This is a genomic window from Dactylosporangium sp. NPDC051541 (assembly GCF_044454505.1).
Taxonomy (GTDB): Bacteria; Actinomycetota; Actinomycetes; order Mycobacteriales; family Micromonosporaceae; genus Dactylosporangium.
In genome coordinates this window covers 866664-879800 of sequence record NZ_JBITDU010000003.1, presented here as the reverse complement: position 1 = coordinate 879800, position 13137 = coordinate 866664, and the positions used below count along the sequence as shown (strand labels likewise).

Annotated in this window: 14 protein-coding genes; 5 read left to right on the top strand and 9 right to left on the bottom strand. The window is 71.2% G+C overall.

Features of this window, described 5'->3' with window-relative positions; translation table 11 throughout:
• Window positions 1-115: 115 nt before the first annotated feature.
• The 4 genes from ACIA8L_RS18225 to ACIA8L_RS18210 form a co-directional block, all read right to left on the bottom strand.
• On the bottom strand, window positions 116-586 hold the full coding sequence (locus ACIA8L_RS18225) for a hypothetical protein (RefSeq protein WP_395905734.1): 471 nt from the start codon (window positions 584-586) through the stop codon (window positions 116-118).
• Window positions 587-718: 132 nt separating this feature from the next.
• On the bottom strand, window positions 719-1483 hold the full coding sequence (locus ACIA8L_RS18220; RefSeq protein WP_395905732.1) for a phosphodiesterase: 765 nt from the start codon (window positions 1481-1483) through the stop codon (window positions 719-721).
• A gap of 66 nt (window positions 1484-1549) precedes the next feature.
• Window positions 1550-3115 carry an MDR family MFS transporter gene (locus tag ACIA8L_RS18215; protein WP_395905730.1) on the bottom strand — a complete coding sequence of 522 codons (1566 nt, stop codon included), beginning with the start codon at window positions 3113-3115 and terminating at the stop codon, window positions 1550-1552.
• A complete protein-coding gene (locus ACIA8L_RS18210; protein ID WP_395905728.1) occupies window positions 3112-3573 on the bottom strand; it encodes a MarR family winged helix-turn-helix transcriptional regulator in 462 nt (153 codons plus the stop codon). The genes ACIA8L_RS18215 and ACIA8L_RS18210 overlap by 4 nt, the downstream gene beginning before the upstream one ends.
• 93 nt (window positions 3574-3666) lie before the next feature.
• Between ACIA8L_RS18210 and ACIA8L_RS18205 the strand changes: the two genes are divergently transcribed.
• Entirely contained in the window at window positions 3667-4245 is a 579-nt protein-coding gene (locus ACIA8L_RS18205) for a TetR/AcrR family transcriptional regulator (protein ID WP_395905726.1), read from the top strand.
• A gap of 48 nt (window positions 4246-4293) precedes the next feature.
• Here ACIA8L_RS18205 and ACIA8L_RS18200 read toward each other — a convergent pair whose 3' ends face one another.
• Entirely contained in the window at window positions 4294-5772 is a 1479-nt protein-coding gene (locus ACIA8L_RS18200) for a carbohydrate-binding protein (RefSeq protein ID WP_395905724.1), read from the bottom strand.
• A gap of 78 nt (window positions 5773-5850) precedes the next feature.
• Window positions 5851-6777, bottom strand: a complete 927-nt coding sequence (locus tag ACIA8L_RS18195) for a phosphotransferase family protein (protein ID WP_395905722.1) — start codon at window positions 6775-6777, stop codon at window positions 5851-5853.
• Window positions 6778-6812: 35 nt separating this feature from the next.
• Between ACIA8L_RS18195 and ACIA8L_RS18190 the strand changes: the two genes are divergently transcribed.
• Window positions 6813-7295 (top strand): NUDIX domain-containing protein, encoded by a 483-nt coding sequence (locus ACIA8L_RS18190; RefSeq protein WP_395905720.1) that lies wholly within the window; start codon window positions 6813-6815, stop codon window positions 7293-7295.
• 4 nt (window positions 7296-7299) lie between these two features.
• Here ACIA8L_RS18190 and ACIA8L_RS18185 read toward each other — a convergent pair whose 3' ends face one another.
• A complete protein-coding gene (locus ACIA8L_RS18185; RefSeq protein ID WP_395905718.1) occupies window positions 7300-9798 on the bottom strand; it encodes a putative bifunctional diguanylate cyclase/phosphodiesterase in 2499 nt (832 codons plus the stop codon).
• Between the two features lie 196 nt (window positions 9799-9994).
• Between ACIA8L_RS18185 and ACIA8L_RS18180 the strand changes: the two genes are divergently transcribed.
• Together ACIA8L_RS18180 and ACIA8L_RS18175 are read left to right on the top strand one after the other, a co-directional pair.
• Window positions 9995-10546: an RNA polymerase sigma factor gene (locus ACIA8L_RS18180; RefSeq protein WP_395905716.1), complete on the top strand. Its 552-nt coding sequence runs from the start codon at window positions 9995-9997 to the stop codon at window positions 10544-10546.
• Window positions 10533-11258 carry a hypothetical protein gene (locus ACIA8L_RS18175; RefSeq protein WP_395905714.1) on the top strand — a complete coding sequence of 242 codons (726 nt, stop codon included), beginning with the start codon at window positions 10533-10535 and terminating at the stop codon, window positions 11256-11258. The genes ACIA8L_RS18180 and ACIA8L_RS18175 overlap by 14 nt, the downstream gene beginning before the upstream one ends.
• Before the next feature lie 380 nt (window positions 11259-11638).
• On the opposite strand, the gene ACIA8L_RS18170 is transcribed toward ACIA8L_RS18175, so the two are convergent.
• Entirely contained in the window at window positions 11639-12061 is a 423-nt protein-coding gene (locus ACIA8L_RS18170; protein ID WP_395905712.1) for a glutaredoxin domain-containing protein, read from the bottom strand.
• A gap of 25 nt (window positions 12062-12086) precedes the next feature.
• On the opposite strand from ACIA8L_RS18170, the gene ACIA8L_RS18165 reads away from it, so the two are divergent.
• A complete protein-coding gene (locus ACIA8L_RS18165) occupies window positions 12087-12446 on the top strand; it encodes a hypothetical protein (RefSeq protein ID WP_395905710.1) in 360 nt (119 codons plus the stop codon).
• 104 nt (window positions 12447-12550) lie between these two features.
• Here ACIA8L_RS18165 and ACIA8L_RS18160 read toward each other — a convergent pair whose 3' ends face one another.
• Window positions 12551-13057 (bottom strand): chemotaxis protein CheX, encoded by a 507-nt coding sequence (locus ACIA8L_RS18160; protein WP_395905708.1) that lies wholly within the window; start codon window positions 13055-13057, stop codon window positions 12551-12553.
• Window positions 13058-13137 lie beyond the last annotated feature (80 nt).

The window sequence follows — 13137 nt, the reverse complement described above, 5'->3', positions numbered from 1 at the left end:
CCATTTCCGGGGCGGAATCCGGTTGACAACGCCCGCGCGACGAAACGGCGCCGGTCAGCGGGGGTCCCGCCGGCCGGCGCCGTGAGCGCAATCTCACCCAGAGAGGAGCTCCGGGCTACGCGCTGGCGTCGTTGATCTCGTTGTCGCTGGAGACGCCCGAGCCCAGGAAGTTTTCGAACCGGGACGTGATGCTGTCCAGGTTGGAGGCCAGGTGCGAGCTGAAGCCGGACTCGCCGAAGCCCGCCTCACCGAAGCCGGCGTCGGTGCCGTCGGCCGCGCCGAAGCCCGCGTCGCCCCCACTCTCCTGGCCGTAGGCCATGAGGGTGTGGTCCTCTTCGATCTCGGTGTGCTCGTAGTGCGTGTACTCGGTGATCTCGTAGTGGTTGCCCTGGGCGTCCGTGTACTCGATGTGCTTGAGGTTCTCGAACTCCTCGTGCTCGAAGCTCTGGTGGTCGCGCTCGAGGATGCCGTACTGGGACTGGTGGTCGAGCTCGTGACCCTGGTTCTGGTCGACGGCCTCGAGCGAGGCGTGCTCCTCGCCGCCGTGCAGCTCGTGGCCGGAGCCGTGAATGTCGAAGTCGCTCATGGGGGTGGTTCCTCTCGGGGTTCAGGTTCAGGTGCGCTGCATTCAAGGTACGGTCCGCCGCCCAGCGCCAAATCCCGGAAACGTGCCACGCGTTATGGGCCAAATAGGGAAACGTGCCACGCGTTTCAGGGGTTAATAGGCGGTTACGGGCGCTCCGGTATGACTGACTTGTACTAAATGCGTGACGCACTCGCTGCCTTCGAGGCGGTGCAGCAGGAACCCGGTGGGCTCGGCGACGAACGAGACCGGGCGGTCGGCCCGCATCCCGAGGTCGACCTGACGGTAGGTGCTCGGGGCGACACTGAGGATCGTCCCGCCGAAGCCGGCCGTCACGACGCGGTGGAGGTGGCCGGCGAGCACCCGGCTGACGTGCGGGTGGCGGCCCACGACCTCGGCCAGCTCCGGCCCGTCGACCAGCCGGATCGCGTCCATGCCGGGAATGCCGACGCGGATCGGCGGGTGGTGCAGGCAGACGAAGGCCGGCCGATCCGTCCGTTTGGCGAGCGTGGTGTCGAGCCAGCTCAGCTGGTCCGGGCCGAGGATGCCGGCGTCGCCGAGCGTCGGGTTGAGGGAGTCCAGCACGACGACCGAGAAGGCGTCGTACTCGGCCGCGTAGAAGGTCTCCGGCAGCTCGAACGCCCGCTGGAGCGCCTCGCGGCCGTCATGGTTGCCGGGGACCAGGTGGACCGGCAGCGGGAACCGCTCGATCAGCTCGCGGAGCACCTCGTACTCCCCCGGCCGGCCGTGGTCGACCAGGTCGCCCGTGATGATCACGCAGTCGGGGGCGGGCTCCAGCGCGAGCACGCGGGTCAGGGCTCTATAGAGGCCGGAGGCCGGCTCGGCGGACAACGCGCCGGTCGTGATGTGCGGATCGCTGAGATGCGCGATGAGCGGCATGTTTGTTTATAGCAGCGATCGGGGCCGGCTCCAGGGGGTGAGCCGGCCCCGATCGGGTCTTATTTCTTACCGGTTCGCGCCGACCCGCTCCTCGTCCGGCTTCGCGGACAGGTCGAGGGTGCTGCGCAGCGTGGCCGGCTTCATGAACAGGGCCGCGATCACGCCCACCACCGCGATGACCGCGGAGATGAGGAAGATGTGCCCGGTGGCGTCGCCGTACGCGGCCCGCACGATGTGCTGGAACGCCTCCGGCAGCGCGTTGAGGTTCAGGTTGCTGGTCTCGCCGCCGGCCGGGACCTGTCCGCCCGCGGCCGTGACCGACTCGGTGATGTTGCTGGTGACCCGCCGGGCCAGGACGGCGCCGAGGACCGAGACGCCGATCGTGCCGCCGAGGGAGCGGAAGAACGCGACGGTCGCACTGGCGGCGCCGATGTCCTTGAGCTGGACCGTGTTCTGCACCGCGAGGACCAGGTTCTGCATCGACATGCCGACGCCGATGCCGACCAGGAGCATGCCGGCGCTGACGTACACCAGCGATGTCTCGTGGTCGATGGTCGCCAGCAGGCCGAAGCCCGCGACCAGCACGATGGTGCCGGCGATGATGTACGGCTTGATCTTGCCGGTCCGAGTGATGAGCTGCCCGACCACGATCGAGGAGATGAGCACGCCGGCCATCAGCGGGATGGTGAGCAGGCCGGCCTCGGTGGGCGTGTAGCCGCGGCCGATCTGGAAGTACTGGCCGAGGAAGACGGCGCCACCGAACATGGCCATGCCGACCGCGAGCGACGCCAGGATCGAAAGGGCGGTGGTCCGCTCCTTGATGATGCTCAGCGGCACGACCGGCTCGGCGGCCCGGGACTCCACCCACACGGCGACGGCCAGCAGTACCACTCCGGCTCCGACCATGACGGCGGTCTGCCAGGACGCCCACGCGAACGATCCGTCGACGAACGACACCCAGATCAGCAGCACGCTCACGCCGGCCGCGATCAGCGACGCACCCGCGTAGTCGATCTTCACGTTGTCGCGCCGGATCGTCACCAGGTGCAGCGTCTTCTGCAGCACGATGAGGGCCAGGATCGCCACCGGCACGCCGACGAAGAAGCACCAGCGCCAGCCCAGCCAGTCGGTGTCGACGATGACGCCGCCGAGCAGCGGGCCGCCGACCGTGGCAACGGCCATGACGCCGCCGAGGTACCCGTTGTAGCGCCCGCGCTCCCGCGGCGGGATCATCGCGGCGATGACCACCTGCACGAGGGCCTGGAGGCCGCCGACGCCGATGCCCTGGAACGCCCGGGCGGCGATGAGCTCGCCGGCGCTCTGCGCGATGCCGGCGAACATGGAGCCTACGACGTAGATCAGGATCGAGATCTGGACGAGGACCTTCTTGCTGTACAGGTCGGCCAGCTTGCCCCAGATCGGCGTGGTCGCGGTAGCCGCCAGCAGGGTGGCCGTGACGACCCAGGTGTACTGCGTCTGCGTCCCGTTGAGCGCCCCGATGATCTTCGGCAGCGCGGTCGAGACGATCGTGGAGCTGACCATCGCGACGAACAGCGCCAGCAGCAGGCCGCTGAGCGCCTCCAGCACTTGCCGATGGGTCATCGGCTCCTCGGTATGGGTGGGATGACTCATCGTGCTGCCTCCAGTGGTTCTTGCTGTGCCTTGGTTTCGAGCAGCGACTGCGCGAATCGCTGCAGGAGGCCGCCGAACAGCTCGACGTCCGCGCGGGTCCAGTCGCGCAGGGCCGCGGTCAGCAGGCCGGTGTACCAGTCGTCGGAGCGCCGCATGGCGTCGATGCCGGCTTCGGTCAGTTCGAGGAAGCTCGCCCGCCCGTCACACGGGTCGGCGACCCGGCGCACGAGCCCGTCCTGCACGAGCGCGCTGACCGCCCGGCTGGTGGTGGACTGGTCGAGCGCGCATGCCGCGGCGAGCTCTTTGAGGTGGAGCCGCTCCTGGCCGTGGATCACGGCCAGGAGGCCGACCACGCCGGGCGCGAGGGCTCCCGGCTCGTGCTGATGCTGCTGCTTGAGCAGGCGCACGACCTTCATCAGCGCGCGCACCCCGTCCCGCAGCACGTCGACGTGCTCCATCGCCCCTCCCCTCAATACTTGCCTGATACAAGCATCCAAAAAACTTGCCCATTGCGCAAGTTTGCCCAGTGAGAACTAGGTAACATCGTGGACGTGGGAACAGGCCTGCGGGAACGCAAGAAGGTGGCCACCCGGCAGGCCCTGCACGAGGCCGCCGTGGCGCTGTCGATCGAGCTCGGCCTGGACAAGGTCACCGTCGAGGCGATCGCCGACGCCGCCGAGGTCTCCCGGCGCACGTTCTCCAACTACTTCGCGAGCAAGGAGGAGGCGCTGCTGTACGGCGACCGGCAGCGGGTCCACCGCCTGGTCGACGCCGTGCGGGACCGCCCCCTCGCCGAGCCGCCGTGGGAGGCGCTGACGGCCGCGGCCCTGGAGATCCAGGAGGATCTGGGCGCCCGCGACCCGCATTGGGTGACGCAGGTGCGCCTGGTCCGCCGCCACCCGGCCCTCGCCGCCCACCAGGTGTCGACGTACGCCGCGATGGAGGACGACCTGACGGCCACGGTCATCGCCCGCTCGGGCGTGCCGCCGGTGCGGGCCCGCGTGATGGCGGCGGCGCTGCTGGTCGCGATGCGGGTGGCGGTGCGGGAGTGGCTGGACCGCCCGAAGGGGACGCCACTCTCGTCGGTGATGGAGGAGTCGTTCACCGAGATGGCCGCCGCGTTCACATAAAAAGCGAGGGCCGGCGCCGTGGCGCCAGCCCCCTTCGTGCGGTTGCGCTCAGCCCGTGAACGTGGCCGTGATCTGGGTGTACTGCCAGTTGTTCTGCGACACCCCGGAGCAGTTGGACACCACGCCGCCACCCGGGCACGGACGGTCGCGGTTGACCGACCAGAACGCCAGGCGGGCCAGGTGGTTGTTCTGGGCGTAGTCGCGGATCTGCTGCCACTGCGCCGGTGAGGTGTTCTCCTGCTGGTCGGACAGCCCGTTCATGCCCGAGATGCCCATGTGCCGGTACGCGGTGGCGTCGTCCCACCCGAACGACGACTTGAGCATGTTCTTCAAGCCCTCGGAGGCGGAGACGGTGCTCTGGTACATGTTCGCGCCGCCACCGAAGTCGAACGGCATGATGGTGAACACGTCGATGTTCGCGCCCGTCGACTGCGCCCGCGAGATGAGCTGCTGCGCGTAGTAGCCGGGGCCCGTGGTCGCGGTGCCGAACGTGACGATCGTCTTGATCGACGGGTTGTTCTGCTTCACGATCTTCAGGGCGTCGACGATCCGGTTGCGGACCGCGTCGTTCTCGAACTCGTCGGTGTTCTCGATGTCGATGTCGATCGCCTTCAACCCGTACGCGTTGATGACGGTCTGGTAGGCGCCGGCCAGAGCCTGCGGGGTGGAGCAGTTCGGGCCGAGCTTGTTGCCCTGCCACCCACCGAACGACGGGACGACATCCCCGCCGCCGGCCCGGATCTGGTTGATCGCGGTCTGGTCGACGCCGCCGGTGAGCGGCCGGCTGCCGTCCCACGCCGGCGTGCAGCCGCCGGAGGACAGGACGAACGCCATCGTGAACCACTTGATGCCGGTGGCCTGCTGCACCGTCTGCGGGTTCGGCGGGTCACCCCAGCCCATGTACAGGTACGGCGCCGCCGTGCCCGTGCCGGGGTTGGTCGTGCCACCAGTCGTGGTGCCGGTGACGCTGTTCGACGCGCCGGACTCGCCCTGCGCGTTGTAGGCCTTCACCGTGTAGGTGTGCGTGGTGCCGGCCGAAAGCCCGGACACCGTGGTGCTGGTCCCGGTGACGGTGGCCCGGACCGTGCTGCCTTCATAGACCCGATAGCCGGTGACGGTACCGGTGGATGCGTTCCACGCCAGCGCGAGGCTGGTGTTGGTCGTTCCCGTGATCCGCAGGTTCGCGGGCGCGGACGGAACGCCCGACGGCGTGGTCGGCGGCGGCGTGGTCGGCCCGGTCCCCCCGCAGGTCCCGAGGTCCTTCCACAGCGACGGCGTCGCCGCCGGGTTCCAGCCGGTCCCCGGGTAGGCGGTGTGGGTCTGCAGGGCCTGGTAGGTGTGCCCCTGGTAGGTGACCTGCTGACCGACGGTGTAGGTGTTGCCTTCGGCCCAGTTCGGCGCGGTGCACGCGGCCAGCGCGGCGGTGCTGGCGGCCTCCGCCGAGATCATGGGCACGATCGCCAGGGCCGTGACGATGGTCAGTGCCGCCCCCGCAGCCAATGCGAATGTACGACGTCGAGATCTCATTGAACTCCTCAACCATCGATGTACTCGATGGTGAGGAAGGCTATCAGTTAACAATATTAAATGTAAGAGTCGTGAACCTTAGCTCCGCTGTAACGCGAGAAGGTCCTCGAGCCGGTCGAACAGGACGGGCAGACCGCGCACCCCGCCGGCCGCCGATTCCTGCGACAGCGCCAGGTCAGGCCCACTGCCGGCCTCGACACCGGCGAGGCAACGAAGGATGTTCCACCGCGTGTGGCCCAGCCAGCCGCCGATCATGAACACGAACCAGCTCGGCCCCCACGGCGGCAGCGTCCCGCCGCCGGCCACGTACCCGTCGAGGACCGCGTGGAAGATCGCGGGCCGGACGTCGTCGAAGCCGCGCCCCTTGGCGAGGCTCAGCGCGGTCGAGCCGAGCTCCCCCGACAGGTCGAGCCGCCCGGAGAGCTCCCAGTCGAGCAGCACCGGCCGCCCGCCGCGCGCGAGCAGGTTCCACGGCTGGACGTCCCGGTGCGTCAGCACGACCGGCCCGGGCCGCGCGCAGGTGTCGACGAACTCGGCGATCGCCATGAACGTGCCGACCCGCGCGCTCAGCTCCCCGGCCCACGGCTGCCCGGTGGCCTCCGCCCGCGCGGCGAGCTCGGCCCAGTCATGCGCCACCGGCTCCTCGTCCGGGCCGTCGGTCCACGGGACGTCGAGCGCGTGGATACGGGCGAGGATCTCCCCGATCTCGAACGCGAACGCCGCCGCGACCGGCTCCTCGGGCACCTTCTCCCCCTCGACCCACCGGTGCACGAGCAGGTCGTCGCCGACCGAGATCGGCTCCGGCATCGGGATTCCGGCCGCGAACGCCGCCCGCTCGAACCGGAACACATCCGCGGCGCGATAGGCCGCCCGCCGGTCGAGGACGTTGAGCTCCTTCACCGCGAACGATCCCAGATCGGTGTCGAGCCGATACATCCGGTTCGCGTATCCGCCGTGCACCCGGACGATCGGGCCGGTCGGTGTGCCGAGCGCTTCCAACCCCATTCGGGACACCTTAGGCCGGGCAGTAGCGTGCGTGCATGACGTTATCGCGCGGTGAGTACCTGGCGTCGCTGCCGCGGAAGCGGATGGCGGCGGCGGTGCTGTTCCGGGACTCCGACGGCCGGGTGCTGCTGGTCGAGCCGGCATACAAGCCCGAATGGGAACTGCCGGGCGGTGCGGTGGAGGCCGACGAGTCCCCGTATGCGGCGGCCCGCCGCGAGGTCAGGGAGGAGCTCGGCCTGGACCTCGCGCCCGGGCGGCTGCTGGCCGTCGACTGGGTGCCGCCGGCTCCGGACCGCACCGAGGGCGTCATGTTCGTGTTCGACGGCGGCGTGCTCGGCCCCGACGTCACCGCGACCCTGACCCTGCCCGCCGACGAGCTGCTCGGCTGGGCCTGGTGCACGCCCGCCGAGGCCGCACAGCGACTGGCACCGCGGCTGGCCCGCCGGGTGGCCGCCGCCTCCGCCGCGGCGGCCGGAGCGGATGTTCCCTGTCTGGAGGACGGCCACCCGGTCGGCTGAGCGGCTACCAGGTGCGCTGGCGGACCAGGGCGGCCTCGATGCGTTCGGCGGGGGCGGGCTGGCCGTAGTAGTGGCCCTGGCCGTAGCGGCAGCCGGCCTTGCGGACCAGCTCGAGGTGTTCGCCGGCCTCGAGGCCGTGCGCGACGACGGTGACGCCCAGGCGGCGGCCCAGGTTCACGACCACGTCAATGATCGGGGCGGCCTGGCCGCCGGCCGCCTGCGGGGACGTAAACAGGGTGTGGTCGACCTTCAGCAGGTCGGTCGGGAGCCGGCGCAGGTGGGCCAGGGACGTCGCGCCGGTGCCGAAGCGGTCCAGGGCGGTGCGCACGCCGATGGCGCGGACGGTGGCCAGCGGCTCCGCCACGCGTTCCAGGTCGGCGCCGAGGTCGCGTTCGGCCAGCTCGATCACGAAGTCGTGCGGGTCGATCTGGTGGCTGTCCAGGGCCAGGCTCAGGCGGGCCGGGAAGCCCGGGTCCGTGAAGTCGTCGAAGCCCACGTTGACCGAGATCCAGAGGCGGTACCCCTCGTGCTGCCACAGCGAGAGCTGGCGCGCCGCCCGCGACAGGACCCAGTCGTGGATCGGCCCGCTCAGGCCGAGCTCCTGCGCCACGGCCAGGGTCTCGCGGGGCGGGATCGTGCCGAGCCGCGGGTGCCGCCAGCGCAGCAGGGCCTCCACGCCGATCGGGTGGCCCTCCACGAGGTCGTACACGGGCTGGTAGGCCAGGTCCAGCTCGCCGCGCTCGACCGCCTGCGGCAGGTGCTGCTCCAGCGTCGCGCGGCGGACGAAGGCCTCCTCGGCCGACTCGTCGTGCCACTCGACGCGGCCGCGGCCGGTGCGCTTCGCGCGGCGCAGGGCCAGGTCGGCGCGGCGGAGGGTGTCCTCGGGGCCGTCGCCGACCGGGGCCAGACCGATGCCGGCGGACAGCTGCAGCACCGTGCCCGGCATCGGATACGGCTCGCCGAGCTCACCCATCAGCCGCGTCGCCAGGGTGTAGGCGTGGACCTTGTCGACCGGGGTGAAGACCGCGAACTCGTCGCCGTTGAGCCGGGCCGCGACGTCGGTCGGGGCGATGGCGGCACGGATCCGGGCCGCCACCTCGACCAGCAGCGCGTCGCCGATCTCGGGGCCGTGCAGGTCGTTGACGCCGGCGAAGCCGTCCAGCCCGACGGTCACCAGGAAGCCGTGGCCCGGCTCCAGCGAGCGCAGCAGGGAGCCGCGGTTGGCCAGGCCCGTCAACGGGTCCACGCGGGCGCTGCGCTCGAAGGCGACCCGGTCCGCGGCGTCGCGGAGGTGGATGACGACACCGGCGACGGCGGGGTCGTCGCGCAGGTCGCTGACCGTGTACTCGACGTGGCGCCACACCCCGAAGCCGTCACAGATCCGGGTCCGCACCGGCGTCGACGCGCCCGTGAAGGACTCCCGCACCGCCGCCACGTCACCCGCGTGGACCAAGCGGACGAAGGGGCGGCCCAGCACCTCCTGGTCCGAGAGGCCGAACTGGCGGGCCGCGGCCGGGGACTGCCAGCGCACCGACAGATCCTTGTCCAGGACCAGGATCACGTCGCTGGAGCCGGCGACGATCGTCGTGAACGCGCTGCGGGCCGCGGCCAGTTCACCGCTGAACCGGCGGGACTTCAACGCTTCGACGGCTTCACGCAGTACCACCGCCAAAACGGCGGCCGCACCGATGACCATCGCCGGCGTGCCGATCCGGCCGCGGCTCACCAGGGCGTAGAGGACCGCCGCGGCGCCCGCCAGGACCGGGCCGACCAGGAGCGGGTCGCCGATCAGGGTGCCGTCGGCGACGCGGGCCGGCGGCTGCTTGTCGACCGAGCGGCAGGCGCCGGCCCAGACCAGTACCGAACCCAGAACGAGCAGGCCGCCCGCGGAGAGCAACCAGGCGTCATGTCTGGCCGGCTCGGCCGGCAGTAACGGCACGATCGCGACGGCCAGGACGACCGCGGCGACACCGGCCGCGGCCGTGACCGCGGACCCGCGCGGGAACGGGGCGCGGACACCACCGACCACGGCGATCGTGAGGCCGAACGTGGCCAGCAGGCACGTGACGAAGACGGTGCGGCCCGGGGCGGCCCGCAGGTCGAGAACGCCGTGCAGGTCCAGGACGAGGACGAGCAGCGCCAGGAACTTCCACAGGGCCACGCAGACGCCGTCGAGCGCGCGGCGGAACGCGGCCGCCGGCCCGGCGGTGACCCCGGGCAGGCTCAGCAGGCCGGCCACGAGCAGCACACCGGCCGCGGGGCCGAGATACGGTGCGGCCGGCGGCAGGGCGGCGCACGCGGCCGCGGCGGCCAGGCCGGCGCCCAACGCCACCAGGCTCGGCCGGCTGAAGCCCTGCACGGACAGCCGCAGTAGCCAGGCCGCGTGCAGCAGCCCCGACGCGGCCGCGGCCAGCAGCACCGCGGCCGGGACGGACAGGCCGAAGAACGGGCCGCCGACCAGGACCGCGGCCGCGGCGGCCAGCGTGAGCGGCGCGGACGCCATGAGCCAGCGTTCGCGGGATCGGTGCGCTCCACCTACTCCTGGTCGCATGTGAGGTCCGTTCACTCGCCTGAGGGGGTGTTGACCCGGTAACGAACGCACCCCGGGACGGTGACGCTGGGCGATTGATCGTTCACTCGGCCGGGGTACCGTGTGGCCACTGGACGGATTCGGGGTCCGTCGGCTCTCTATAGACGTGATGCACGAGATTGGTACGGCACCGGCGGACTTCGCGGAGTTCTACCGGTCCGAGGCGGCGCGGGTGCAGCACGTCATGTGCGCGTTCGCGGGGCGGGAACTCGGCCGGGAGGCGACCGCGGAAGGCTTCGCGCGGATGCTGGAGCGCTGGGAGCGGCTGCGCGAGCTGGGGCCACCCCAGCGGCGGGCGTACGTGCTGACGACGGCCAAGAACTATGCGCGGCGCCGGGCGGAGGCGGAGTCGCGGTACATCGGTCTGGAGGACCGGCCGTGGACCGAGCCCGCCGCCGACGACGAGGCCCTGAGCCGGGTCGAGGACAGCCTCGGCCTGGAGGGGGCGGTGCGGCAGCTGATCGACTCGCTGCCGCCGCGGCGCCGGCAGGTGGCGCTGCTCTACTTCCTGCACGACGACTCGTACGCGGACATCGCGGCCGCCCTCGAGATGAGCGAGTCGACCGTGCGTTCGCACGTGGCCGAGCTGCGCAAGGTGCTGCAGCCGTACGTGCGCCGATTCCAGCAGATCATGGAGGCGAGTGAGCATGGCCGAGCGTGACGTGACCCGGGAGCTGGTGCGCCGCGCGTACGCGGACCTGCTCCTCGACGACTCCGTTCCGGACCTGGACGAGGTGGTGCGGCGGGCCGGACGGCCTTTGGCCGCGGTCGAACAGGCAAGGCATCCGGTCAACCTGAGGCGGCGCCGGCGGCTGGCCCTGGCCGGGGTCTTCGCGGGCGTGGTGGGGCTGATCCTGGTGGTCGGGCTGTCCTCCGGGCGCATCGGCGGCGGGGGTGCACCGATCGGCGTGCAGCCGAGGCCGTCGGTGGCGCCGAGCGACCTCCCGGCCGGCGACGGCTCGCCGATCGCGCTGGCGACCAGCTGCATCGCCGCGTGGAAGCTGACGTTCGCGAACGGGCAGTTCTCGGCGACGGCCCGCAACGGCTACGCCTGCGCGCTGTCCGACGCCCAGCGGGTCTACGTGCTGGACACGGCGGAGGGCAACGGCCGAATCTATCCGGGCGCCGCGAAACTGTGGCCGGCGCGCGGCATCGAAGCCCTCAAGCCGCCGTTCACGTTCTCGGTGCCGGGCATTCCGGCGGCGGTGGACGGCCACTACTACCAACTGGTCTACCTCGGACCGGGCGCACTGCCGTCCCCGGGCACCGATGCGTCCCAGTCGGGCGTGGAGTGGCTGGACCTTTCGCTGACCTTCCCCCAACCGAGCCTTCCGCCGCCAGGCAGCGGCTCACCGTTCGTCCACACCTCTTGACCCCGTTCGTCCACACCTCCTGATGCCTGTTCAAGCGCAACTCCTAAGCCTGCTCGAGCACAATTCCTGAGCCCGCTCGAGCACAGGTACTGGATGGAGGCGCCGCTCTGGCAAGCGCTCTGCCCCACCCTCATCGGCGGCCCCTCCGGCGGCGGCCTCCACGCGATCGACGAGTGGGTCGACGTCCGCCAGGTCGGCGCCCTGGCCGTGGCGCTGACGACGGTCCTGCCCGGCGGTGGCGAGGTCGAAGAGCCCCTGACCACGGCCCTGACCGAATCGATACGGCGGCACCGCGGCCCTGGCCGCCCTCGACCAGGCCCGCCAGGCGGGCGTGCGGATCGCCTACGCCGCCGACCCGTCCCTCGACACCCTGCGTGTCGTCACAGCTGAGCCTTGACCCACGCCGGCGCGGGGTTGACGCGGGACTCGGCGCCGAACACGACTGTCGGCACTGTCTCGTTGCCGTCGGCCAGGGCTCGTACCGCGGCTGCGGCCTGCGGGTCGGCCCAGATGTCGACCCAGTGCAGGCGCCTTGCTCGCCGGCCCAGCGACGTGCGGAGGCGGACGCAGTACGGGCAGCCGGGTCGCCAGTAGACGATGCCCCGCCCGTCCTCAGCGCTGCGGCGCTGTGCTTCTTCGGCCGGGAGCGACTTCGGGAACCCGCGTGGCGACACGGCTACCGCGAGCACCAGGAACACCACGCTGAAGAACACCGCCGGCACGGCTTCGCGCTGGGCCACCTCCGTCGCCACCAGCACGCCACCGACGAGGAGTATGAAGATCGCCGCGGTCCATCTGCGCATGCCCTAGACGGTATCGTCGGCGTCCGTGATTCCCCAGAACTGGATCGAGGCCCGGCGCGACGAGGACGGCGAACTGCTCGGCTTCCTGCGGCCCGCTGACGACGAGATCGGGCGCTTCGTGCCGGTGACCGTGTTCGGGTACGCGCTCGGCGGGCCCGGCGACGAGGACGACGGGCGGCGGGTGCTGGAGGCGATCGGTCTGAGCTATCTCGCCGACCGGTGGTCGCTGAGCCGGCCCGGCCGCACCGACCCGATCGCCGTGCAGATCGTCGAGGCCGGCCCGCAGCGGGTCGTGGTGAAGAACGTCGACTTCGGCTTCGAGGGTGACATCGGCACGACGTTCCGCCTCGACACGCCGGTCGACGGCAGCCTCCGGCGCGGCTGACCGGGGGTGCGGACCGGGGTGCGGCCGGGCTCGCGCTGGGTGGGTCGCTGGTGGTGCTCGCGTGGCGCGATCCACCCAGCACATGAGCACCGGGGCGGCGGCGGTCAGCGCGGGCGCAGGGTTCCGGCCGGTAGGACGGCTCGGTCCGGGTTGACGTGCAGGACGCTGAACGTGATCGGGTCGCCCTCCGGCCAGCGCAGGGCCAGGCGGTGGGTCTCCTTCGTCGCGGGGAAAAGCATCTTGCCCGTGGCCACCACCGGGAGGCCCAGTTTGGCCGGCTGGGCGCCGCGGTTCTTGATGTTGCCGCCGACCACGTTGATGAGCTCGCCCATCGCGTCCGTGACGTCCTGGTCCGTGATCTCCTCCTTGTCCATCGCCAGCATGATCGCGGTGATGTCGGCGGCCACGGAGGGCGGGGCGATGACGCGGACGTGGCCCTCCCAGGCGCCGGTGATCGAGACGGCGGCCGTGATCGTCTTCGCGTCCTGGACGGTCGGGGTGTCGACCTCGGGAGCGTCGGGTTGCTGGAGGTACGCGTCCCAGACCTCGTGGACGATCTCGATCAGGTCCTGGTCGACCAGGCCGGACTCTGCGGTGGAAACGTCCGCCATGGCGGCTCCCGAGCATAGAACCAACGGCACCGCCGTTCGGTGCCTCCTCACCGCATGGTGGCAGTCCCAGGTTTCAGCAC

What these genes read in the sequence shown, in the direction of transcription:
- ACIA8L_RS18225 (WP_395905734.1), bottom strand. Translation starts at nt 586, where the DNA reads ATGAGCGACTTCGACATTCACGGCTCCGGCCACGAGCTGCACGGCGGC.
- ACIA8L_RS18190 (WP_395905720.1), top strand. Translation starts at nt 6,813, where the DNA reads ATGACGTTATCGCGCGGTGAGTACCTGGCGTCGCTGCCGCGGAAGCGG.
- ACIA8L_RS18215 (WP_395905730.1), bottom strand. Translation starts at nt 3,115, where the DNA reads ATGAGTCATCCCACCCATACCGAGGAGCCGATGACCCATCGGCAAGTG.
- ACIA8L_RS18210 (WP_395905728.1), bottom strand. Translation starts at nt 3,573, where the DNA reads ATGGAGCACGTCGACGTGCTGCGGGACGGGGTGCGCGCGCTGATGAAG.
- ACIA8L_RS18170 (WP_395905712.1), bottom strand. Translation starts at nt 12,061, where the DNA reads ATGCGCAGATGGACCGCGGCGATCTTCATACTCCTCGTCGGTGGCGTG.
- ACIA8L_RS18180 (WP_395905716.1), top strand. Translation starts at nt 9,995, where the DNA reads ATGCACGAGATTGGTACGGCACCGGCGGACTTCGCGGAGTTCTACCGG.
- ACIA8L_RS18175 (WP_395905714.1), top strand. Translation starts at nt 10,533, where the DNA reads ATGGCCGAGCGTGACGTGACCCGGGAGCTGGTGCGCCGCGCGTACGCG.
- ACIA8L_RS18200 (WP_395905724.1), bottom strand. Translation starts at nt 5,772, where the DNA reads ATGAGATCTCGACGTCGTACATTCGCATTGGCTGCGGGGGCGGCACTG.
- ACIA8L_RS18195 (WP_395905722.1), bottom strand. Translation starts at nt 6,777, where the DNA reads ATGGGGTTGGAAGCGCTCGGCACACCGACCGGCCCGATCGTCCGGGTG.
- ACIA8L_RS18185 (WP_395905718.1), bottom strand. Translation starts at nt 9,798, where the DNA reads ATGGCGTCCGCGCCGCTCACGCTGGCCGCCGCGGCCGCGGTCCTGGTC.
- ACIA8L_RS18160 (WP_395905708.1), bottom strand. Translation starts at nt 13,057, where the DNA reads ATGGCGGACGTTTCCACCGCAGAGTCCGGCCTGGTCGACCAGGACCTG.
- ACIA8L_RS18220 (WP_395905732.1), bottom strand. Translation starts at nt 1,483, where the DNA reads ATGCCGCTCATCGCGCATCTCAGCGATCCGCACATCACGACCGGCGCG.